This window comes from Mycobacterium sp. E1386 (genome assembly GCF_001672745.1).
Classification (GTDB): Bacteria; Actinomycetota; Actinomycetes; order Mycobacteriales; family Mycobacteriaceae; genus Mycobacterium.
Genome location: NZ_LZKH01000199.1, coordinates 14,468 through 37,423 on the forward strand (window position 1 = coordinate 14,468; position 22,956 = coordinate 37,423).

The window sequence follows — 22,956 nt, forward strand, 5'->3', positions numbered from 1 at the left end:
GTGGAAGTCCGCTGGCTCGCCATGGGCGAGGACGACCTGCCCGCCGGTGAACACTGGCTGGCGCCGGCGGAGACGGCCAGCCTGGCCGCGCTGCGGTTTACCAAGCGGCGCACCGAATATCTGCTGCGGCGGCTGGTCGCCAAGCACGCCGTCGCCGCCGTGACCGGCCGGCCCACCGACCCGGCGGCGCTCGCCGGCATCGAGATCCGCAACGCGCCCAGCGGCGCCCCGTACGTGTGCGTCGAGGGAACCACGCTCGGGGTGGAGGTGTCGATCACCGACCGCGCGGGCTGGGCGGTCTGCGTGGCGCGACAGGGGGACTGCGCGGAGTCGCCTGTTGGCTGCGACCTGGAGCTGGTGGAGCCCCGCACACCCGGCTTCGTGCTCGACTTTTTCACCGCGACCGAGCAAGAACTCGTTGCCTCGCGCCCCGCCGGTGAGGACCGCGACATGGCCGCGAACCTGATCTGGTCCGCGAAAGAAAGTGCGCTCAAGGTGTTGCGCACCGGACTGCGCCGGGACACCCGCTCCCTGGAGGTGGCGCTGGCGGCTCCGCGCGGTGACGGCTGGGGCGAGCTGACGGTGGGCGCGGCCGAGGGGACGGTGTTTCCCGGCTGGTGGCGGCGAGACGGTCGCTTCGTCCTCACGGTGGCCACGGAAGTGGCGGCCGAACCGCCTGTCGCCCTTGGCGATCCCGGCGCGCTGGCGGCGGCCCAGCCGCGGCATTCGTGGCTCGACCGGCCGCTACACCGTTGACATGCCCCGGTCGATGGCGTCGACGAGGTAGGGCCGCAGCCCCTGGGCGGTGATGATGTGGTTGACCGAGCCGACCGCCAGCGCCCGCTCCACCGTGTGCACGCGATCGAACTCGTCGGCCACTTGGCTGAGCTTCTCGGCGTGCACCGCCGCCCTGAGCTCGGCGAGCTGGGCCCGCGCGCTCGCGGCGTCGGAACCCGTTGCGTCGCGCGCCGTTTCGGTTGCCTGGCGGACCCGGGGATCGGAATCGGTGCGCGCCTCCACGTCCCGGACGAAGACGGTGGCGGCGGCCGGCGCACCGCCGATCACCGAGGCGAACGAGCCCTCGACGGCGGCAATCTCGAGCCGGTCGTTGAGTTTCGTCGAGAACACCACGAAGGCGCCGCCGTGGTAGCGGGAGACCACGACGAATACGATGGGACCGCGGAAATTCGTTACCGCGCGGCCAATTTCGGCCCCATACTCCAGCTGCCAGCGGCGCATGGACTCCGGTGAACCGTCGAAACCGGACAGGTTCGCCAGCACGACGACCGGGCGGTTGCCGCTGGCCGCGTTGATCGCGCGTGCGAGCTTGCGGGACGACTGGGGAAACAGCGTCCCCGACGACCACGAGGTGGGGCCGCCCGCCGGCACGAATCCGCGGCGGGGCACGGTGTGCGACTCGATTCCGAGCAGGCACACCGGAATTCCGCCGATGTGGGCGTCCCACACGATCGCGGTCTCGGCGCCGCGCCAGTGGCTCCAGCGTTCCAGCGGCGCGGAGTCGGCGTCGGCCGCGGCCCGCATCACCGAGCGCATGTCGAACGGCTTCTTCCGCTCCGGATTGTGTTCGGCGGAGAAGATTTCGCCGACCGTTGCCATGTCGCACCCGGAGTGCGGCGCGGACCGCACGTCACGGTCCACCGGGTCGGTGGTGGTGCGCCGGCGCGGCCACCGCTCGCCCGGCGGCACGTAGGTGTACTCGTAATGGCGCAGCAGGATGTCGCAGGCGTCGGTCAGCGTCGGAGCCCAATACTGCCCCTGGCCGTTGGGCCCCATGATCCGGTCGAACCCGCCGATACCGAAGTTGTCTTCGGCGGACACCCCGCCGGAAAAGTCGAGTGCCTGTTTGCCGGTCAGCACCATCGCACTGGCCGGCGTCATCACCAGGATGCCCCGCGTGTGCATCAGCATCGTCGACTCGCCGTTCCAGTACGGCTGGGCGCCCACATTCACCCCGGTGACAACGACGTTCACCTCGCCGCCGGCCTGGGTGAACTCGATGAGGCGGCGCAGCACCGCGGCAATCCAGTCCATGTTCTCCGTGCCGCTGTCCATCGCGATCTTCGCCCCCGACGACAGCGCGAACCACTCGACCGGCACCCGCATCCGCTCGGCCAGATCCAGCGCCGCGATGATGCGCCGGCATTCCGGCTCGGCCAGGTTGCCCAGCCCGCGGGTCGGATCACCGAACAGCGCGACCCGGGTCATGCCCTCCGGGACCTTCTCGGTTTCGTTGCTGAGCAGGCCGACCACGATGTTGGCGCTGTTGTTCCCGTATGCCCGCGACACCGGCGCCAGGCCGCCCTGCTCGTCGAGGTCGTGCTCGACGAACCGCCCGGCGGGAAACCGGGATACGGCCCCGGGCGGAGGGGTGAGCATCCGCACGATCTCGTACGGATACGGGGCACCAAAGCGGTTGGCGCGCAATAGCTTCTGCTGGTACGCCGTCAACGGGCGGACGGGCTGCTTGTCCGGCGGGCGTTCGCGTATCGTCATGCCCCCGTCTAAGCCCTCCAGGTCGAGCACGGCATCGCGACCGTCGGGATAGCGCACGCGCAGCACCACCTTCTCCAGCCCGGCGCCGACCGCGAGCGGTGCCAACGAACCGGCGAGTTCGTCCCACTCCGCCCGGGAAACCTCCCACGGGGGCCGCACGTAGAGCACCATCCGGTTGGCGGCCGGCCGGTTGCGCGCATCGAATGTGGTCAGCGCCTCCTGCATGGCCGACAGTGCCAGCAGACCCATCAGCTCCAGGCGCGGGTATCGCACCGCGCCGCCCGCGGCCCGTACCGGCGTCAGGTCGCGCACTTCTGCGAGCGCGAAAAGGCGGTGATCGCTGGGATTGTCGTGTGCCACCGCGTGGAACACGTACACGTCTTCGGCCGAGCGCAGCCGCCGCAGTTCGAAGTTCGCCAGCCGCCACAACTCGAGCCGCTTGGCCAACATCGGATGCAGATTGCGATAAAGCGCGTCTTCGACGAATTGCCCGTCCCGTTGCCGGTAGGTCACGTGGTGGGTGCGGAAGCGCTCCGGCGCGGTCCCGTCGAGGGTTGTCACGGTCAGATCCAGGCGCCACAGCAGGCGGCCGAAATGGCATCCGGCGAGCAGTTTTTCGGCTTCCGCGATGACCGTGTCGATTTCCGCCGTCTCGCCGTGCCGCCAGAGCTCCAGATCCACCACGACCTGCCGATCGGCGTCGGCCGACCGCAACTGCCCGGCGATCGCCGCGGACAGTTCGGGCAGCTCCGCCCAGGGCGCGTACGCGGTGACCAGGTGAATGCGCTTGTTCTCGAAGTCGTAGTCGGCGCTGCCCAGCATCCATCCGTCATGCTCACCGACCGCCACGTGGCGCAGTCTCCGGATTCGGTAGAACCGGCGGATGTACACCTCCGCCAACACCCGGTGCAGCCCCGGGTCGCGGCTGGAACGCCATCGCCGCAGCAGCTCGGCGCGCAGCGGCTGTGGGCATGCGACGAGGCGGTCGATCCGGCGGGACCGGCCCGCACCGTCGGGATCGTTCCGCAGCGCATCGAGATCGCGCTGCACGCGGGAGTATTCGTGGGTGACGGTCGCCGCCAGCAGCGGCTCGTCGAAGTAATGGAACCGCACATCGCGGGCCAGGTCCGCGACGTTGCGCTGGCGACCCTGCATGGCCGCGAGCCGGTCAAGCCGGGACCGCATCTCGGGGTCGGCCACCTTTGCCAGCTCGGCGCGGTGGCGGAGCCGGCGCTCGAGGATCGCGGTCACTGCGAAAGCCAGCTCGCCGACCCGGCGGAATGAGCGGAACATCCAGAGGACGGCTTCCTCGAGTTCGGGCGTGCGTTCGAGCCCACGCACCCCGTACCGGGACAGCGCGCGCTCCAGCCGGCGCCGATACGAGTCGGGCAGTCCGGCCCGGTCCGCGTCCAACCACTGCAGGAACGACAGCAGGTACTCCCGGGTGCTGCCGTCGACGAGCGCCTCCTCCGGCTCGACCTCGCCGCGCGGCCGGTACAGCGAACCGACGTCGGTGAACAGGTCCAGCAGACTGTCCTCGCAGCGCAGCAGGTCGGGGTCGGTGGGCGTCGCGATCTCGCCAAGCCGGCGCTGCCGGGTCAGCATGGCCTGAACCGAGGTGGGATCGAGGTCGTAGCCGAGCAGATAGGAGCGCAGCGCGCCGTACACGCGCTCGCACGCCGGCGTTCCGGGCGCCTCCGCGACGCGCAGGCCGGTGAAGTCGACGGCGGCCGCGCCGACGCGCTGACGGGTGTCGGACGTCGCGATGCGGACCACCGGCGCTCCCGCTTCCACCTGAACGTTCGCACCGGCTTCGACCGAGGCGACGGTGCCCGCGAACGGCGCCGTGAGAGTGGTTTCCATCTTCATGCTCTCCAGCACGGCGAGCCGGTCGCCCTCGACGACCTGATCACCGGGCTCGACGAGGACCGAGACCACGAACGCCGGCCCGGGGCTGCGGACCAGGCCCCCGTCGTCGCGCGACACCGTGTGCGCGACGCCGTCGATGTCGACGCGCAGGGTGGCGCCTTCCACCACCGACAGCACCCGGTGCGCCGCGCCGCCGACCACCACCCGCCGCTCGTATCCGTCGCGGTCGGAGACCGTGACGTCCGCCGTGCCGGCGCCGGTGACGCGGTAGGTACGGACACCGGTGCGGTAGACGTCCACGATGTATCGCTGGCCCCGGTACCGCAGGCGGCATCGGTGTCCGACCTCCGCCGAGGTTTCGGCGCCGCCGCGGGCGGCGCGGGCGTGGAACGCGGCCCGCTCGGCGGCCTCGTCAAGGTCGTACGACTCCACGGCGGCGACCAGCAGGGCGACCGGGTCCGGGGCGGGCAGGTGCGCCGCCTCCCCGGTCAGCCGATCCAGCCAGTGGTTGTCGAAGCGCCCGTCGCGCACCTCCGGCCGGTTGAGCAGGCTCAGCAAGAACGAGCGGTTGGTGGTGCCGCCTTCGACGACGATGGTGGTGTCGAGCAGGGCGCGGCGCAGCCGGCCGAGGGCCTCGGTGCGGTCATTTCCCCAGGCGACGATCTTGGCGATCATCGAGTCGAAGTCGGGCGGGATCCGGTCCCCTTCGCGTACGCCCGCGTCGACGCGGATGCCGTTGCCGGTCGGCAGGCGCAGGCAGGTCAACCGGCCCGGCGCGGGGGTGAACGCCTCCTCGGGATCCTCGGCGCATACCCGGGCCTCGATCGCATGCCCCGACACCTGCGGCGGCGCGCCGACCAGCCGCCCGCCCCGGGCCACGTGGAGCTGCAGCTTCACCAGGTCCAGCCCGGTGGTTACCTCGGTCACCGGGTGCTCGACCTGTAGCCGGGTGTTGACCTCCATAAACAGGAAGTTCCCGGTGTCCGGGTCGACCAGGAACTCGACCGTGCCGGCGTTGCGGTAGCCCGCCGCGGCGGCCAGGCGTACCGCCGCTTCGCGGATGGCCCGCTCCCCGGCGGCGTCGAGCACCGTTGAGGCCGATTCCTCCAGCACCTTCTGGTGGCGCCGCTGCAAGGTGCAGTCGCGAACGCCTGCCGCCCACACGGTGCCGTAGTGGTCGGCGATCACCTGCACTTCGACGTGCCGGGCGGCGGGCACGAGCTTCTCCAGGAACACCGTCGGGTCTCCGAAGGCCAGCTGCGCCTCGGCCCGCGCCGAGGGCAACGCCGCGGCGAGTTCGGCGGCGCTGTAAACCGTTCGGATCCCGCGGCCGCCTCCCCCGGCGGCCGCCTTGACCAGCAGCGGATAGCCGAGCCTGGCCGCGAGGGCGCCGGCGTCGGCCACGTCGTCGACCGGCCCACCGCTCCAGCACACCACCGGGACGTCCACCTGCTCGGCGAGCCGTTTGGCGGCCACCTTGTCCCCGAGCCGCCGGATGGTGGCGCTGCCCGGCCCGACGAAGACGATGCCGGCCTCCTCGCACGCCTGCGCGAAAGACGCGTGCTCGGCCAGGAATCCCCACCCGACCCACACGGCGTCGGCCGCACACTCGCGCAGCGCCGCCAGCACCGCCGGCTGGTCGAGGTAACGCGACCGGCGGGTGCCGTCGGCCGGGTCGGCGAAGGTCGCGGTCCCCAGCAGCACGGCCTCGTCGGCCTGGCGCACGTACCAGGCGTCGGCGTCGGCGTCCGTGTAGAACACGATGGTCCGGATGGGCGGCTGGTCGCCGGCCTGGTTGAGCTCGGCCACCGCGGTCAGCGCGCGCACCGCGGGTTCACCGCGGTTGACGATCGCCAGCCGGCGAATCTCGGTGTCCATGGCGATACGTCCCCTCAGCCGCGCATGACGGAGCGGATCGGGGCGACGAACTCCGCGGACGGTGGCTGCGGCAGCGGCACGGTGCGGTACCCGTCGACCCGCAGCACGGTTCTGCCTTCGTCGTCGCGGACGGTGCAGACGAAACCGCCGCGTCCGTCCGGCCTTGCGGTGGCCACGAGCCCGGCCCGTTCGGTCGGGGTCCCGTTCAGGTGCACCGCGTCGACATGCAGCGGCAGGGCGAGGACGCCCTGGGTGCCGGCCTCGAACAGGCCGACGGTCTGGAAGCAGAGCTCGACCAGTCGCGGCCCGATGAGCACCGGCTCGTCGGTTTGCGGCGGCAGTCCGTCGGCGAATCGGGCGGCCGCGCCGTCGTCGCACCTCCACGCCGAACCGACCACCCGATAGGCCGGGCCGTGGAAGTACAGCCGGTAGACCTGCTCCGGACTCAGCGCGGGCACCTCGCCGCCGAGATCGGCGCCGCCCTCGGCGAGGGTGGGCGGCTCGGCCGTCAGCCGCACCGAGCCGGTGAAGTGCACGGTGCGCTGCGGCTGGTCGCTGCCGGGCAGCGTGCGCTCCGCGGACAGGCGGCATTCGGCGACGAGGTCGTCGCCGTCGGGGCGGACCAGGGCCGTCACCGTCAGAGTGCGCGGCTCGTCCCGATAGAACTTGAGCGGCGCCCGGAAGTCGACGTTCTCGACGGCGGCCACGTGCAGATCGGGCGCCAACAGCCGGGCGGCTTCGGCGAACGTCTCCATGCCCATCACGCCGGGCAGCACCGGCGTGCCCTCGATGCGGTGGTGATCCAGGAACGGCCGGGTGGCCGGGTCGAGGGTGGTGTGCAGCACCAACCCGTCGTGCACACCGGCGCGGACGACCTCGCCGATCATCGGCCCGTCCGCCGTCAGCGAAGCCGGGTCGACGCCGCCGGTTTCGTGCGGTTCGGCGGTGAGCGCGCCGAGCGCCCCGGCGACGACGACCTCGCCGTCGGTCAGGCCGGCGTTCAGTTCGCGCCTGATCCACGCCACACCCGCCTCGGGGGGCAGCATCTCGACCCCGGCCGCCGCCATGATCGTCGGGATCGATCCGCGGGTGGCCATGCCGATGCCACCCCAGGCGGTCCAGTCGATCGCCAGCGTCCTTACCTCTGGACGGGTGCGACGCAGGTTGCTCAGGATCTTGCACTGCAGGTCGTTGGCGGCGCTGTAGTCGGTCTGGCCCATGTTGCCGAACCGGCCGGCGACCGAACTGAACGCCACGACGGCGCCCAGCGGAAGGTCACCGGCGGCATGCAGCACGTTGAACAATCCGTCACCCTTGACCCCGAGCACCAGGTCGAACTCGGCGGGCTCCTTGTCCGGCAGCCCGTGGCTGACCTCTACCCCGGCGGCGTGCAGCAGCACGTCGATGCGCCCGCTGGTCTTCCGCACCTGCGCCAGCACTTTGTCCACCGCGGCCGCGTCGGTGAGGTCGACGCTGTGGTAGCGCGCCGAACCGCCGGCGGCCTCGACGGCTCGGATGGCGGCCAGCGCGGCCTGCCGGCGCTCCAGGCGGGCCAATTCCCGCTCGATCAGGACCGGTGTCGGGCGCTCGCCCCTCGCGCGCATCCGATCCGCCAGTTCGACCTTGAAGCCGTCGCGGTCTTCGGCGTACCGCCGCAGGTCGGGGTCGGCCGGGTCGGGTTCCGGCGTGAGGTCCAGCAGGTGGAAGGTGCCCCGCCAGGCCGCGGCGAGGTCGGCGGTGATCGCCGACACGATGCTGCCGGCGGCCCCGGTGACGAGGAAGACCGGGTCGGGGCCGAGAGCCTCGCTGGCCTCGGCGGAAAACGGTCGCTCCGCCAGGCCGACGCCCCAGCGGCGGCCATCGGCGTGACCGACCTCGACACAACCGGGATCGCGGAGCGTCTCGTCGATCAGCGCGTCGGCCAGCGCCGCGGTCTTACGGTTGACCGGGAAGTCGACCGCCTTGACCAGCGCCTCGGGGCGCTCGCGCCGGTACGCCTTGGCGAACCCGGTGACCGCTCCGCCCAGGGGGCAGGTCGCCCCGGTCGCGTCGTAGCCGTGGTATCCGCCCAGCCGCGTGGCCACGACAAGGAACGGGCTGTGCTCGTACAGGTGCCGCACGGTGGTGTAAAGGTTGCGCACCCGGCGCCGCAGCGCTTCGTGCCAGCCGGCGAGGTCCAAGCGCTCCAGCGGGCCCTCGTCGTCGAGGGCCGCCAGCCAGTAGACGCCGTCGACGGCGTCGCTCAGAACGGTGCTGACGTCGTCGTCGGGCCGCAGCGTCACCACATCGACGCCGAGCCGGGTCAGCCGGGCGATCAGCGCATCCGCGACGCCGCCTTCGTCGCCCATGACGGCAACGCGCGTGCCTTGGCCGAGCGTGACACCGGTGGGCAGGCAGGCCGCGAGCTCTGGCCGCAGCGCGGGTACGGGCACCTGCCGGGTGATCCGGTCGGTGGCGGCGGTGTCGCCTGGGATGGTCGGCGGTGTTTCAGTGAGCGCTTTTGGGTGGGTCTGGGCCTCCGCCTTGTCGCGGATCCAGGCGATGACGTGATTCAGCGTGGGGAAGTCGCGCAGCTTGAGGTTCTCATCGCGGGCCACCCCATAGTGCTGCCGAATCGCGGCGAAAATCTCGGCCTGCTTGACCGTGTCCACCCCCAGATCGGCCTCCAAATCCAGGTCCAGATCCAACAATTCACGCGGATAACCGGTCAGCTCGGCCACCGTGCCCACCACCACATCGGTGACGTCGTCCGCGGCAGGGGCGACCGTCGGTTCCGGCTCCGACACCACCGCCGGTTGCCGCGCCGGGGCGGCTGCCGGAGCGGCCGGTGGGGCCGGCGCCGGCGCTCCGGTGTCCACGATCCGCAGCCGGTGCTGCACGATCTCCAGGTCGGCGTCGGTCCTGCCCGACACCTGCGCGAGCCAGCGCTGCCAGGCGGCGCGGTCGATGATCCGGTACTCGTAACCGAGTTCGTCGGGCGGCCGGTGGCGGCCGTCGGGAACCGGGGTCCAGCGCATCAGCGTCATCGCGATCTGCGAACCGAACCCGGCGCCCAACCGGAGCGCGTATTGCACCGGATAGCTTCCACCCACCGAGAGATTCAGCCGGCCCAGCTCCGGGTCGGGCTCCTTGAAGTTCGGGACGGGGGGAACCAGACCGGTCTCCAGCGCCTTGATCGCCACGATGTCCTCGATGCCGGCGCCCATCGCGTGCCCGGTGAAACCCTTCGTGTTGGTGATGACCACGGCGTCCGCGTCGGATCCGAAAACCCTTCGCAGAGCGTTGATTTCGGCCGCGGCGCTGCCCCCGCGGGCTGGCGTGTACGTCTCGTGGGAGACGAACACGGTGTTGGGCGCGATGGCGTGGCGGTCCACGCCGCGAGCTTCGGCCTGGGCGACCAGGTGTTCCATCACGCCGCCGATGTGCTCGACGTCGAGCCTGGTGCCGTGGAAGGCGCTGTTGGCGGTGACGGTGCCGAGGACCTCGCAGATGGGTTGCAGCCCACGTTCGGCGGCGGACTCGGCGGACTCCACCACGAGGGCGGCGGCGCCCATGCCGAGGATCATTCCGTGCCGCCGCCGGTCGAACGGGGTGGCGGCCTCCTCGACGATGTCGTCGGTGGCGGCGGCGCCCGACGCCAGGAATCCGGATCCCAGCCAGGGCAGCAGGGCGTCGGAGCTGGCGTCGTCGGCGGAGACGACGATCACCCGGCGGCAGCGGCCGACCCGGATCCAGTCCTCGGCGAGCGAGATCGCCTGCGTGGTGCTCGCGCACGCGGCATTGACCTGCGTGTTGGGCCCGCGCGCGCCGATGATCTCGGCGAACTGCGAATGGCCCATCGCCAGGCAGCGGAAGATGAACCGGCGGTCGAACTCATACCGGTTGGACTCGCACGCGTGACGCAACTCGTGGATGCGCCGGTCGACCTCCGTAGCGGCGGGGTCGTCGCCGCTCATCCGGGCGCGCACCGCCTCCAGTGCGAGCAGGTGCTCCCGGTTGCTCCGGTCGACGTAGTAGTGCTCGAGGTCGCGGGCGAAGTTGTCGTAACCCGGGAACGCGGAGGCGAAGATGACGCCGGTGTCGTCGCGCATCGAGTCGGGCAACCCCCACCGGTCGGGCAGCTGGGTGCCCAGTGTCGTGGTCTTGTAGCGCATGACCAGCGGGATTCCGGCGTCGCGCAGCGCGTCGAAGCCCGAACCGATCGCCAGCTTGGTGGTCGAGTCGAGCGCGGCGTCGCGGGCGGTGTCGACCGCGAACTCGGCGACCACGTCCAGCGGTGCGCTGCGCCCGGCCAGCTTGATGACATCGGCCTCGTTGTCGATCGTCTCGAACGTGGGGTCGCCCGATTCCCGCTTCACCAGGCGGGTGATGTGCCGGTCGAGCATCGACCGGCGCAGCCGGTGCGGAATGGTGTCGATGAACTGTTGGCCGTCGAGGATCCGGGCGATGTTTTCGTCGTCGAAGACGCGCTCGACACCGGGCAGCCCAAGCGCCGCACCGGTGATCACCACCGGCTGTTCGCTGATCATCGCGGACCTCCCGCTGGGCATCGCGGCTTGCGGGGCGGTCGCCACGGCGGCGGTGTCGGTACCCGCCGCGGCGGGCGAGCCGAATCCCAGCCCGGCCGCGTAGAGCCCGCACAGCGCCCGGTTGAACGAGGCGACATCGCCGGCTTTCGGGTGATTGGTGAAGAGCGCCAACACATCTTCCCCGAGCACGTCTTCGACGAAGCCATGCAGCGCCTTCTTCGGGCCGACCTCGACGAAGACGCGGGCACCCGCCTCGTACAACGTGCGCAGTCCGTCGACGAACCGCACCGGCGAGGCCACCTGGCGGGTGAGCAGGTCCAGCATCGTGTCGAGGTCGGCGTCCGCCGGATAGAAGTCACCGGTCACGTTGGAGACCACGGGCAGCCGGGGCGCGCTCACGCCGAGCCGGCGCAGGACGGTCTTCAGTGGTTCGCTGACCGGCGCGACGATCGCGGTGTGGAACGCGTGGCTGACGGGGAGCCGCGAGGCGCTCATGCCCGCGGCCCGCAGTGCGGCGACGGCGCGCTCGACGGCGTCGGTGGCACCGCCGATGACGGCCTGATTGGTGCTGTTGATGTTGGCGATGACGACGTAGCCGTCGGTGGCCCCGACGAGCCGCTCGATCTCGGACAGCGGACCGGTCACGGCCGCCATCGCACCGTTGTCGGGACCGGGCAGGTCGGCCATCGCCCGTCCACGGACGCTGGCGGCTTCGAGCGCGGCGTCCAGCGACAGCGCGTCGGCGGCCATCAGGGCGCCGTATTCGCCCAGGCTGTGGCCGATCACCATGTCGGGCCGCACGCCGTAGGCATCGAGCAGCCGGGCCAGGGCCAGATCGGTGGCAAGGACGGCCGGCTGGGTGATCTCGGTTTGCATGAGCTGCTGCGAGAGTCGTTGCGCGGCAGCCTCATCGGTGCTGTCGGTGAAGATGTAGTCGGTGAGCGGCTTGTCCAGCAGGTGTCGCGTGACGCTGTCGGCTTCCTCGAACATCTCCCGCACGATCGGCTCTCGCGCGCGCAGGTCGGAAAGCATGTTGACGTACTGCGATCCCTGACCCGTGTAGAGGAACGCGACCTTGCCCGGTGCCCCGCGGCCGACGAAGACGCCCTGCGCGCGCAGCATCCGCCACACGGCGGGGTCGCCGTGACGCAGCGCGCCGGCCGCCTTCGCCGCCTTGGTCGCGAGGTCGGCCGCATCCGCGAAGTCGATGGCGACCCGAACGGGCGCGCCCGCCAGGGCGGGGTCCGGCGGGGCCACCGCGGGGACATCGCCGCCCGACGCCCGCTCGGCGAGCCGGTCCAGCTGTGCGGCCACACCGGCGTCCTCCGCGCCGCCGACCACCGCCGCGCCCCGCAGCGGCGCCTTTGCCTCGACCGGTGCGGCCTCCGCCGGGGCGGGTCGCTGCGCTATGGTCGCGCCCGGGTAGGAGCGGGCCTCCCCCGGCGGGCGATGCCGACCGGGCACGTACTCCTCGAGCACGGCGTGAAAGTTGGTGCCGCCGAACCCGAAGGAGCTGACCCCGGCGCACCGCACCCCGTTGGCCGGTGCCGGCCACTCGCTCAGTTCGGTGTTGACCCGGAACGGGATGTCGTTCCAGTCCACGTTGGGGTTCGGGTGCTCGAAGTGCAGGCTGGGCACCAGCAGCTTGTCGTGCAGGCTGAGCACCGTCTTGAACAGGCCCGCGGCACCGGCCGCGCCCTTGAGGTGGCCGATGTTGGACTTGACCGACCCCAGCGCGATCGAACCGGGCGTCGCGCCGGCCTTACCGAAAACGTCTGTGAGGCTGGCCAGTTCGGTCGCGTCGCCCACCCGGGTGGACGTCCCGTGCGCCTCGATGCAGGTGGCCGCCGCCGGATCGAGGCCGGACGCCGCCCAGGCGCGCTCCACCGCCAGCCGCTGGCCCACCGGGTTGGGGGCGGTGATGCCCTTGCCGCGACCGTCGCTGGAGCCGGCGATGCCGAGCAGCACCGCGTAGATCCGGTCGCCGTCGCGTTCGGCGTCGGACAGCCGCTTGAGGACGAACAGCGCGGCGCCCTCACCCATTACGAAGCCGTCCGCGCCCGCGTCGAATGGGCGGGTGCCGGTCGCCGACAGCGCGCCGATCTTGCAGAACTTCACGAACCCCGCCGGGTCCATGTTGCGGTCCAGGCCGCCGGTCACGGCGGCATCGAAGTCGCCGGCCTGCAATCCCCGCACGGCGGCCGACATCGCGGCCAGCCCCGAGGCGCACGCCGCGTCGGTGGTGAAGTTGGGGCCGCGGAAGTTGAACAGGTTCGCCACCCGGCCGGCTGCCACGTTCGCGAGCTCGCCGGGCATGGTGTCCTCGGTGATCTCGGAGATTCCACCCAGGAACGCGGCCCGGGTCTCGGCGAGCACGGCGTCGCGCACCGACTCGGGGAGTTGCGCGAATGACGGTGTAGCGCGGAGCTTTTGAATGACAGCGGGAAACTGGATTCGCAGGTTGGTCTGATGCTGCTTGTCGCCGCCGATGGCGCTGCCGATGATGACCGCGACCCGTTCGGGGTCCACGGTCCAGTCGGGCCACCCGGCTTCGAGCAGGGCGGAGCGGGCGGCCGCCACCACCCACTTCTGACCGTCGTCCATCTGCGCGCTGACCGCCGGCGGGATGGGCAGCCGCCACGCCAGCGGTTCCCACGTGAAGTCGCGGACCCAACCACCGATCCGGGAGTAGGTCTTGTCGGGAGCGTGTGGGTCGGGATCGTAATAGAGCTCCGGATCCCAGCGCTCGGGCGGCACGTCGCTGATGCTGTAGCGGCCGGCCTTGATGTTGGCCCAGAAGGTGGCGGCGTCGGGCGCGTCGGGCATGATCGCGCTGACGCCGACCACCGCGATCGGCTCCTGTGGCGTGGTCGTCATGATGTTCCGGCCTCTCTTCGATACAGCGCGTCCCCCACCCGGTCCATGTCATTCAGCAGGCCGGTCTGCGCGGCCCGCACCCGGTCCAGCGGCAGCGCGACGGCGAGGTCAGACCCCCCGGCGCCGGTCACCCACCGCAAGCCCTCCTCGGCGACCTTCAGCGCCGCGTCGCGCGCGAAAACGCGGCTGATGGCGGCCAGCGCGGCCGCGTCGAAGCGGGCGTCCGATTTCGCCGGCAACGCACCGGCCGCGGCCGCGGCCGCGCGGCGGGCCAGTGCGCCCGCGCATTCGGCGTAGCTGATCAGTTCACCCAGCCGCAACAGCACGTGCTGGCTGCGGGTCAACCGGCCGAGCCGGCACGATTCCAGCACGGCGCCAAGGCATTCCAGCGCCAGCGCCGCCGTGGGGCCGCCGCATTCGCCGGGGACATCGTCAAGTGTGCGCGCCGCGTCGCGGTAATGGGCGCCGGACGTCTTGAGGTGCTGCTGCCAGCGGCCTCGGGCGATCGTCATCTCCATGATCTCCGAGGTGCCCTCGTAGATCGTGGTGATCCGGACGTCGCGCTTGATCTTCTCCACCAGGTACGGCCGGGTGTAGCCGTATCCGCCGTGCGCCTGGATCGCCGCCTCGGCGGCCGCGTTACCGGCCTCGGTGGCCAGGTATTTGGCGATCGCGCCTTCGGTGTTGAGCGCGCCGCCGGCACCCTCGCCGCCGTCGATCCGGGCCGCGGTTTCCTCGATGAACGCGCGTGCCGCCTCCAGCCGCACCGCATGCGGCACGATCAGCTTGTGGGTGAACCCTTGCTTGTCCGACAGCGGTGCGCCGCCCTGCACCCGGTCGGCGGAGTAGGCGATCGCCCGGTCCAGGGCCGCCCAGCCGCCGCCGAGCCCGAATGCGGCAACCATCACCCGCGTGTAGCCGAAGACCTGCTGGGCCTGGGCGAGCCCGCGGCCCTCCTCGCGGCCCACCAATTGCTCCGCCGGGACCAGCACGTCATCGAGGAATAGCGCTGCGGTGTCGGACAACCGGATGCCGTGCTTGTCTTCCGGGGGTGCCGCCGAGAACCCGGGGGCGCCCTTCGTCACCACGAACCAGGACGGTCCGCCCGGCGCCAGGGCAAGAACCGAGTAGGCATCCGCGATGGAGCCGTTGCTGATCCATTGCTTGCGGCCATTGAGCCGGTAGGCCGTCACCTGACCGTCGGTCTCGACCGGTGTGGCCGTCGTGTTCATCGCCGCCAAATCGCTTCCCGCCTCGGGTTCCGTTGCGGCGTAAGCGAATAGGATTCCCTTTTCGGCGATGCGCCCGAGCCACTCCTTGCGCTGCTGTTCGGTCGCGCCCACGACGATCGGGTCGCTGCCGAGAAACGTGGCCAGTACCGCGGTGGCGACGCCGATGTCGAAGCGGGCGAGCCGTTCGCAGACCCGGTAGGAGTCGAACGCCCCGCCGCCGAATCCGCCGTACTCCTCAGGGATGAAGACGAGCTGCACGCCGAGGTCTTCACCGCACATCGCGCGGACGGTTTCTTCCGGGCAGACGTCGTCGTGGTCGAGGGCCAGCCGGCGCGTATCCGGCAGCGCCTCGGCGAGGAAATCATCGAGCGAGGTCAGCATCATTTCGAGGCTGTCGCGGTCCAGGCCGACGTCGGTGGTCATCGCCTTGCCCACCGACGCCGAGTGGCCATGACGGTCAGGCGCCACGTGCGGTACGCGGCGGACGACTCGGACCTATTCATCGAAATGTCCTCCCTGGCAGGCCGTGACTCCCCTTTCACCGCTGCTCTTAGTGATTCTTTGACCCCGCGGGTGCCGCGGGCGAGAGCCGAAAGTCCTATTGCCGCAGGAGACAAGGTCCTCGCTGGCCTGCATGAATTCGTTCTCGGCGGCATCGGTCAAGGTGTGCGTACACTCGGCGGGGAGTTCAGTCGGACGGGGGGTTTGGCGCGAAAGGGCGTGCATGACCGCCGTTGATAATGAAAGCCTTGCCTTTGCCGGGGTGGCGCGGCTGGCGCAAATGGTGCGCGATCGCGAGGTTTCACCGCGGGAGCTGCTGGATTTCCACCTCGAGCGGATCGCTCAACTCGACCCGGTCTTGAATGCATTCCGCGTCGTGCTCGCCGAGCAGGCGATGGCGGAAGCGGCGCAGGTCGAACGCCGGCTCGCCGCCGGCGAAGTGCTGCCGTTGGCGGGGGTGCCGATCGCGGTCAAGGACGACACGGATGTGGCGGGAGTGTCGTCGATGTGCGGCACCGCGATCGACACGGGGCCGGTCAGCCGCGACAGCGCCGCGGTGCGGCGCCTCCGGGAAGCCGGGGCGGTCATCATCGGCAAGACGAATCTGCCCGAGTTCGGCGCCGTCCCGATGTGCGAGTCCCCCACCTGGGGCGTGACCCGCAATCCGTGGCACCTGGGCCGGACCACCGGCGGTTCCAGCGGTGGTTCGGCGGCGGCGGTGGCGGCCGGCATGGTGCCCGGCGCGCTGGGCACCGACGGGGGCGGGTCGGTTCGTATCCCGGCCGCCTGCTGCGGGGTGGTCGGCCTGAAGGGTCAGCGCGGGTGGATCAGCACCAAGCAATCACCGGAGCGGGCCTACCAGTTCCACGGGCTGCATCACATCGGCGCGCTGGCCCGCAGCGTGGCCGATGCGGCGCTGCTGCACGACGCGATGGCCGGCTTGGAGCCCAACGACGAAATCGTCTCGGCGTTTCCGCCGCCGACCCTGATCGACGCGGTGTCGCGCGCACCGCGTCGGCTGCGGATCGCCATGTCCTTCAAACCGGTCATTCCCGTTCCGGTCAGCGACGACGTGCGCCGGCCGGTATTGGAGACCGCCGAGCTGCTGCGCTCGCTGGGCCACGAAGTCGTCGAGCGTGATCCGGTCTATCCGCCGGCCGCTGTCCTTTCGGTGTTCGCGCTGATGATGCACGGCCTCGCCGATGAAATCGAGCGGCTGCCCACGCCCGAGCTGCTGGAGCGGCGGATCCAGGCCGAGGGACGTACCGCCCGGCTGGTCCCCGACTGGCTGGCGCACCGGGCGCTGGCCGCCCGTGACCGGATGAGCGAGCGCGGGCTGCGGCCGGTCGCCGATTTCGACGTGCTGATGACGCCGGTGCTGGGTAAGCCGCCGGTGCCCGTCGGGCACCTCGAGGGCCTGGGGCCCACCCGCGCGATGGCGCGGGTGTTGGGCTTCATGCCGTTCACCCCGACGCAGAACTACACCGGGCAACCGGCGATGTCGGTCCCGGTCGGAATCTCGCCGCACGGCCTGCCCGAAGCGGTCCATCTGGTAGGGCGGCCCGATGACGGGCTGACCCTCATTTCGCTTGCCGCGCAACTGGAGTCGGCGCGCCCGTGGGCCCAGCACCGGCCGCCGGCCGCGCGGTATCGCACGCCTGCTTAGGGTTGGCTCCCCAAACATCGTGCGGCTGCGGGCTGCGCCGGCCTCATTTCCGTTGCGCCGCATTCGATTTGACCGGCGCAATGGCATGGCGAAAGGCGTCTTATCTCGCCGCTACTGAATTCTTAGATACTCCAGAGCCCCGTAGGAGGCTGGACCCCGAAACAGACGCTAGGCTGACATAATCATCGCCGGATTTATCGCGGTGTGTTCCCCTTGAAAGGTTATTCAGAATGGTCACGTTTTCGTGGACCAGATTGGCAGTTGCGACTGGTGGTCTGGCGTTATCCCTCACCACCGGAGCCGGCATCGCGGCCGCGGATCCCACTACCGCTCCCGACCCCGATCTGGAGCGGGTCATCAACTCGACCTGTACGTACGATCAGGCGACGGCCGCGCTCAACACGCAATTTCCCGACGATGCGGCGAAATTCAACGGATCGCCGATCGCTCAGGGCTTTTTGCACCAGTTCGTCGATGCGGGGCCGGACCAGCGCAGGCAATTGGCCGCGCAGATCCAGGGCATGCCCGACGCCCAGCCGTACCTCCAAACGATGAAGAACGTCGCGAAAATCTGCAATAAGTACTGAGCACCGGGCCCGGGCCGTGCCAGGCGGATTGGCCGGCCCGGGCCAGGTCGCCCCAAGGGCCTAAGGGCCTCCGAATTTGGGCCGATTGGCCGGTTGTCGAACGACGGGTGCGGGGTGAGGCTGTAGTTGGAACAAATCAACTACTGACCGAAAGAGGCGAGCTCCTTCAGATGCCGCCGGGGTCGGCATCGACGCCTCAGTAAAGGGGGGTACCAAATGTCTAAGCCGTCACTGGCCAAATTGGCCGTCGCAATTTGCGGATTGACATTGACCGCTGGAGTGGGAGTCGCATCCGCCGACCCCGACATCACCCCGGCCGTCAACAGCAGATGCAGTTACCAGCAGGTGGTTGCGGCGCTGAATGCGGAATTCCCAGGTCCCGCGGCGCAATTCAACGGGTCCCCGGAGGCGCAGGCCTGGTTGCACGATCTCGTCGCCGCGCCGCGGTCCAAACGCCGGCAGATGCTGCAGGACATGGGGAACAACCCCGACGCCGCACCGTTCCACGGCATCGTCGTGCCGCTCGCCAATTCCTGCCCCAACTACTAACCATCCGTTGCGGGCTCGACGTTCTGGTTGAGGGCGAAGCGATTATCCGGATCGAGCCGAGCCTTCAGCTTGGCAAGCCGGCGGTACGTGGCTTCACCGTAGCTGGCCCGAATGCGCAGCGCCCCTTCATCGCCCACGAAGTTGAGGTACACACCGGCCGGGCCGAGGGGGCGCAGCGTTTCGTACGCTTCATCGGTCCACGACCTGCACCGTTCGATGTCGGCGCGCTCGGTCCACGTGGTGATCAGGTGCACGATGTAGGGATAGTTGCGGGTCGAAAAGGCGGTCGCCTGCGGCGGAACGCGGCTCGGAACACCGCCGAGCCGGATCAGGTGCACATGGGTCTGCGGCGTGGGGCGGGTTCGCCCGAGCGCCGCGATCCGCCGAATCGCGTCGTCGGATAGCTCCGTGAGAAAAATCGACTTCCAGTAGTTCAGCCGCCCGAACGGGGCGGTGTGGTCGAGGGCCTGCTGCCAAGTGGGGTAGGCGATGTCGCGTTGCAGCGCCAGCACCGGTTCGGTTCTCAAACCGGCGACCCGCGCCAGCGCGCCGACGGCCGCCCGGCCGATCTCGTCGGGCCGTGTCGAGCAGCTCAGCATCGTGACCAGCCGGCGTCCCGAACCCTCATCGGTGCCGAAGTCGACAAGGGACGCGAGGTGGTCGTCGGCACTGTTCATCTGGGCGCGAAAGTGTTTCAGCACGGCCTCGGCGTCAGCGTCGTCGTAGGCCCGCATACCCCCGATGACCTGATCGACCGGGTGCAGGTCGAGCACGAAGTGTGCGACCACGCCGAAGTTGCCGCCGCCGCCCCGCAGCCCCCACAAGATCTCCGGGTTCTGTGCCGCACTGACATACAGCAACTCCCCGTCGGCCGGCACGAGCTCCGCTGCGGTCAAGTTGTCACAGGCCAGGCCGTATGCGCGGGACAACCAGCCGACCCCACCGCCGAGCGTGAACCCGCCCACGCCCGTCGTGGACACCACCCCGCCGGGGCAGGCCAGGCCGTGGCGGGCGGTGGCCCGGTCGATGTCGCGCCAGGTCGCGCCGGGCTGCACGACCGCGATCCGGTGCTCGGCGTCGACGACGACGCCGCGCATCAGGGAGAGGTCGATGAGGATGCCGCCATCGGTCGAGGAGTGTCCCGCGACGCTGTGCCCGCCGCACCGCACCGCGATCTCGGCTCCGGAGCCGACGGCGTACCGGACGGCGGCGACGATGTCCGCGCGGGAGCGGCAGCGCAGCGCGACGGCGGGCCGCTTGTCGATCAGGGCGTTGAAAAGCTGTCGCGCCGAGTCGTACTCGTCGCTGCCGGGGTGGACTATGTGGCCGGTGAAGCCGGGGATCGCGTCGACCGCGCGTGTCATCGCCGTATGCGCGGCCGCGTATCCGCGGCTTGTTCGGGCAGATAGTGGTTTTCCAGGTACCAATCGTAGGCACTCTGGGCGGCCGCCCGGAACGGCGTATAGGGGACGCCCAACTCGGTGCGGGCCTTGCTGCCGTCGGCATAAATGTAAGCAGACGACAACCGCATCTGTTTTCCGCCGATGGGCAGACGAGGGCCCACCACGAAGCGGGCCGCTCCCACGGCCGCCGCCGCCACCGGTATGGTCCACCGCGGAAGAACGTGCCCCGGCCCGGGCCGGCCGGCTATGTCGCGGACGGTTGCGAAAGCCTCAGGGAAGCTGAGGTTTTCGCCGGCGAGGATGTAGTGCTCGCCGGCGATTCCCCGCTCGGCAGCCGCGATGTGGCCCGCCACCACGTCACCGACCGCGACAAAGTTGGTGCCACCGGGTGTGGCGACCCGCAGCCCTCCGCGCGCGGCCTGGACGAACATCGCGCTCTCCGTGCGGTTGAGGTCGCCCGGCCCGATGACGACGGACGGATTGACCGCCACGGCCGCAAGGCCCGCGGCAGCCGCGAGGCGTAGCTCGGATTCGGCGAGGTGCTTGCTGTAGCCGTATGGGAATTGGCGCGGACGCAGGTTGAAGCTGTCGGACTCGGTGAGCAGGTGCCCCGGTTCCGGCACGCCGAGCGCGGCGAGGGAGCTCGTGAGGACAAACCGTTGCACACCCGCCCGCAGGGCGGCGGCCAGCATGTTGCGGGTGCCACCAATGTTGGTGCGGTAGAGGCGATTTTGCCCGCGGTAGCGCCAGTAGTCGGAGATCGCCGCCGTGTGGAACACCCAGTCGCAGCCGGCCATCGCGGCGGCGAGGGCGTCGACCTCGTCCAGCACGTCACCGACGCACGTCTCGCAGTCCACGCCGGCCAATGCCGCCAGCGAGGAGGTCGAACGCCGCAGCACGCGGACGGCGATCCCCCGTTCGACCAAGGCGGCCACCAGGTTCGACCCCACGAACCCGGTTCCTCCTGTGACGAATGCGCGCATGGGATCAGAACCGGTAAGTGGTGCAGCCGATCTCGACACCCGAGCCGGCGGTGATTATCAACGCGATGTCGCCCGGTCGTGCCAGCCCCTGCGTGCGGGCCTGCTCCAGCCCGAACGGCACGGAGGAGGTGAACGGGTCGCTGTCGGCGGCGAGGTCGACGAACCTCGATCTCGGGATCCCGAGCTGGGCGGCCAGTTCGTCGAGCGCCTCCTTGGACAGATACGGCGGGAGCACCGCCGCGATGTCGCCGGGGTTGAGTCCCTCGAGGGCCAGAAGTTCCTTGGCGGCGTCGGGAATACAACTCAGGTAGATCGCGGCGAGGTTGGGATCCCGCTCCACCTGCAGGCCCGCGCGCCCGTCCCGCTGCTGGGTGTAGGTGGCCAAGGCCCCGCCGTACTCCGGGTGATGCTGAAACACGAAGCGGCCGAAGCCTTCCGGGCCGTCGCTCCTGCGCAACAGCACCGCCGAGCCCGTCTGGCTGATGCCACGTTGCGGGTAGCCGCTGTCGGGGCTATTGTTCTCGATCTCCGAGGCCACCACCATCGCGTGCTCCGCCTTGCCCGCCCCGATCATCCCCGCGGCGACCTGGCAGGCGTTGAGGAAGCCGACCGCGCCGTTGAGGACGTCTAAGGCAAAGGTCTTGGGCCCGTCCGGGGAGTCCACGTCCCCGTTGATGTCGAGTTCGCCGGCGACGAGCGCGGCGACCGCCGGTTCGCTGAGGAAGTCGTCGCGGTAGATGCCGGAATTGATGATCAGCCCCAGCGCGGTCCGATCGATGCCGCTGCGGTCGAGGCACGCCTCCGCGGCCTGCACCGCGAGCCGGATCGAGCTGGGGGAAGCCGGTTGCTCGGCCGGGGCGAGACCGATGCCCTCGATGCGCACGCGTGGCATCGCCGGTACCGCTCTGTGGTTGCCGTCGGTCGGCATGGCTTGTGTGTGCCGGCCGGCGGCGCCCCGGCGCATGCGGTCGGGCAGGTCGTCGAAGGTATACAGCGCCGCGCCGACGGTCTGCCCGGAGCCGGTGATCGAAAAGACCACATTGTCACCGGAATTGATCCGATCGCTCAGGATGTAGTCGTACAGCGCGACCATGTGGGTCGTGGTGGCGGTGTTTCCCCGCTCCGCGATGTTGTAGACGGTGTTGCCACGGTGGGCGGCGCCGTCCCCGAACAGCTGGTTGATGGCGACGACCGCGTCGTTGAGCGACGCCTCGGACGTCTGGTGCATCACCAGGTGGTCGGTGGTCTCCGGCCGCCAGCCGTGTCGTTGCATCACCGCGGCGACGTAGGGCACCGCGTGCTTGACCGCGATCGCGGTCTGCGTGACGGAGTCGGTGAACATGATGGCACCGCCATGCGGGCCGTCCGCCATCTTCGCGATGCACAGCTTGCTGTAGCGGCTGAGGGTGGCCATGTCGATGTCGTGGAAGCCGACCTGGTTGTTCGGCCCGCGCTCGAGGACCACCGCCGCGCCGGCGTCGCCGAGGGTCAGGCACGCGATGCGCGGATCCATCGGCCCCTCGATCTCCTGTTGGGCGGTCTCGCACAGGTGGCTGATGTATTCGCCGCTGACCACCAGGGCGCTGCGGATCAGTCCGGTCTGCAGGAAGGCGTCGGCGATGCTGATGCCGGTGAACATTCCGGCGCACGCGTTGCTGATGTCGAAGGCCAGCGCGTTGACCAGGCCGCATTGGTCGCGCAGCCGCGTTGCGGTGCTGGGCTCGAAGGTGAACCGGTGCCCGAGTCCGTCGCGCCGGGAGATGTTGCAGGCGATGACCAGGTCGATCTCCTCGGGCCGATAGCTGGACCGGGACAGGCAATCGTCGGCGGCCTTTCTGGCGAGGTCGATCGAGAACTCGTCCTCGCCGACCACCCGCCGGTTCTTGATGCCGGTCAGGCGTTCCAGCGGTATCCGAATCTCGTTGGCGCACTCGGCCATAACCGTCTTTGTCGACACGGTTCGCGAGGGAAGGTATACGCCGATGCTTTCGATGACCGTGTTCCGCTTTTCTTCGGGCGCGGCCTGCACCGGTTGCTCCGGGGCCGGCGCCGTGACGACCGCCTCGGCGGGGGCTTCGGGCTGAGGAGTTCCCTCGCCGGCGAGCGGACCGTATTCGGCGGCGAGCTCGGCGATCGTGCCGTAGACGAACATCGACTCGGGCCGCAGCGGCAGGCCCGCCGCGTTCGCCCGCACCGCCACCTCCAGGCTCTGGGTGGACGCACCACCGAGGGCGAAGAAGTCGTCGTTGACGCCGATGCGTTCGAGATCCAATACGTCGCACCAGATTTCGGCCAGCAGCTGTTCGGTGGGCGTGCGCGGAGCGACGAACGCCGGCTCCTGCGGCCCGGATGCCCTGTCGGCCGCCAT

Annotated in this window: 10 protein-coding genes; 4 read left to right on the forward strand and 6 right to left on the reverse strand. The window is 70.2% G+C overall.

What is annotated here, in order from left to right; all coding sequences use genetic code 11:
- Positions 1-756: a 4'-phosphopantetheinyl transferase superfamily protein gene (locus A5709_RS20240; protein ID WP_067943876.1), complete on the forward strand. Its 756-nt coding sequence runs from the start codon at positions 1-3 to the stop codon at positions 754-756.
- Here the strand turns inward: A5709_RS20240 and A5709_RS20245 are convergent.
- The 3 genes from A5709_RS20245 to A5709_RS20255 are packed head-to-tail and all read right to left on the reverse strand — an operon-like array spanning position 745 to position 15,367.
- Positions 745-6,261: a carboxyl transferase domain-containing protein gene (locus A5709_RS20245; RefSeq protein WP_068121906.1), complete on the reverse strand. Its 5,517-nt coding sequence runs from the start codon at positions 6,259-6,261 to the stop codon at positions 745-747. The genes A5709_RS20240 and A5709_RS20245 overlap by 12 nt on opposite strands.
- A 14-nt stretch (positions 6,262-6,275) precedes the next feature.
- Entirely contained in the window at positions 6,276-13,667 is a 7,392-nt protein-coding gene (locus tag A5709_RS20250) for a type I polyketide synthase (protein ID WP_068121909.1), read from the reverse strand.
- Positions 13,664-15,367: an acyl-CoA dehydrogenase family protein gene (locus A5709_RS20255; RefSeq protein ID WP_197520205.1), complete on the reverse strand. Its 1,704-nt coding sequence runs from the start codon at positions 15,365-15,367 to the stop codon at positions 13,664-13,666. The genes A5709_RS20250 and A5709_RS20255 overlap by 4 nt, the downstream gene beginning before the upstream one ends.
- Positions 15,368-15,623: 256 nt before the next feature.
- Between A5709_RS20255 and A5709_RS20260 the strand changes: the two genes are divergently transcribed.
- The 3 genes from A5709_RS20260 to A5709_RS20270 all read left to right on the forward strand — a co-directional run bounded on the left by A5709_RS20260 (position 15,624) and on the right by A5709_RS20270 (position 18,202).
- A complete protein-coding gene (locus tag A5709_RS20260; protein ID WP_068121912.1) occupies positions 15,624-17,066 on the forward strand; it encodes an amidase family protein in 1,443 nt (480 codons plus the stop codon).
- Between the two features lie 230 nt (positions 17,067-17,296).
- Complete coding sequence (locus tag A5709_RS20265; protein ID WP_067943885.1) at positions 17,297-17,653, forward strand: hemophore-related protein; 357 nt, start codon at positions 17,297-17,299, stop codon at positions 17,651-17,653.
- A gap of 216 nt (positions 17,654-17,869) precedes the next feature.
- Complete coding sequence (locus A5709_RS20270) at positions 17,870-18,202, forward strand: hemophore-related protein (protein ID WP_068121914.1); 333 nt, start codon at positions 17,870-17,872, stop codon at positions 18,200-18,202.
- Here A5709_RS20270 and A5709_RS20275 read toward each other — a convergent pair.
- The 3 genes from A5709_RS20275 to A5709_RS20285 all read right to left on the reverse strand — a co-directional run.
- Complete coding sequence (locus A5709_RS20275; RefSeq protein ID WP_068121918.1) at positions 18,199-19,566, reverse strand: FAD-binding oxidoreductase; 1,368 nt, start codon at positions 19,564-19,566, stop codon at positions 18,199-18,201. The two genes, A5709_RS20270 and A5709_RS20275, sit on opposite strands and share 4 nt — an antisense overlap.
- Positions 19,563-20,588, reverse strand: coding sequence for an NAD-dependent epimerase/dehydratase family protein (locus tag A5709_RS20280; RefSeq protein ID WP_068121921.1), 1,026 nt, complete (start codon positions 20,586-20,588; stop codon positions 19,563-19,565). The genes A5709_RS20275 and A5709_RS20280 overlap by 4 nt, the downstream gene beginning before the upstream one ends.
- 4 nt (positions 20,589-20,592) lie before the next feature.
- Positions 20,593-22,956: 3-oxoacyl-ACP synthase III family protein (locus A5709_RS20285; protein ID WP_082974300.1), on the reverse strand; the 2,364-nt coding region annotated here is incomplete at its 5' end.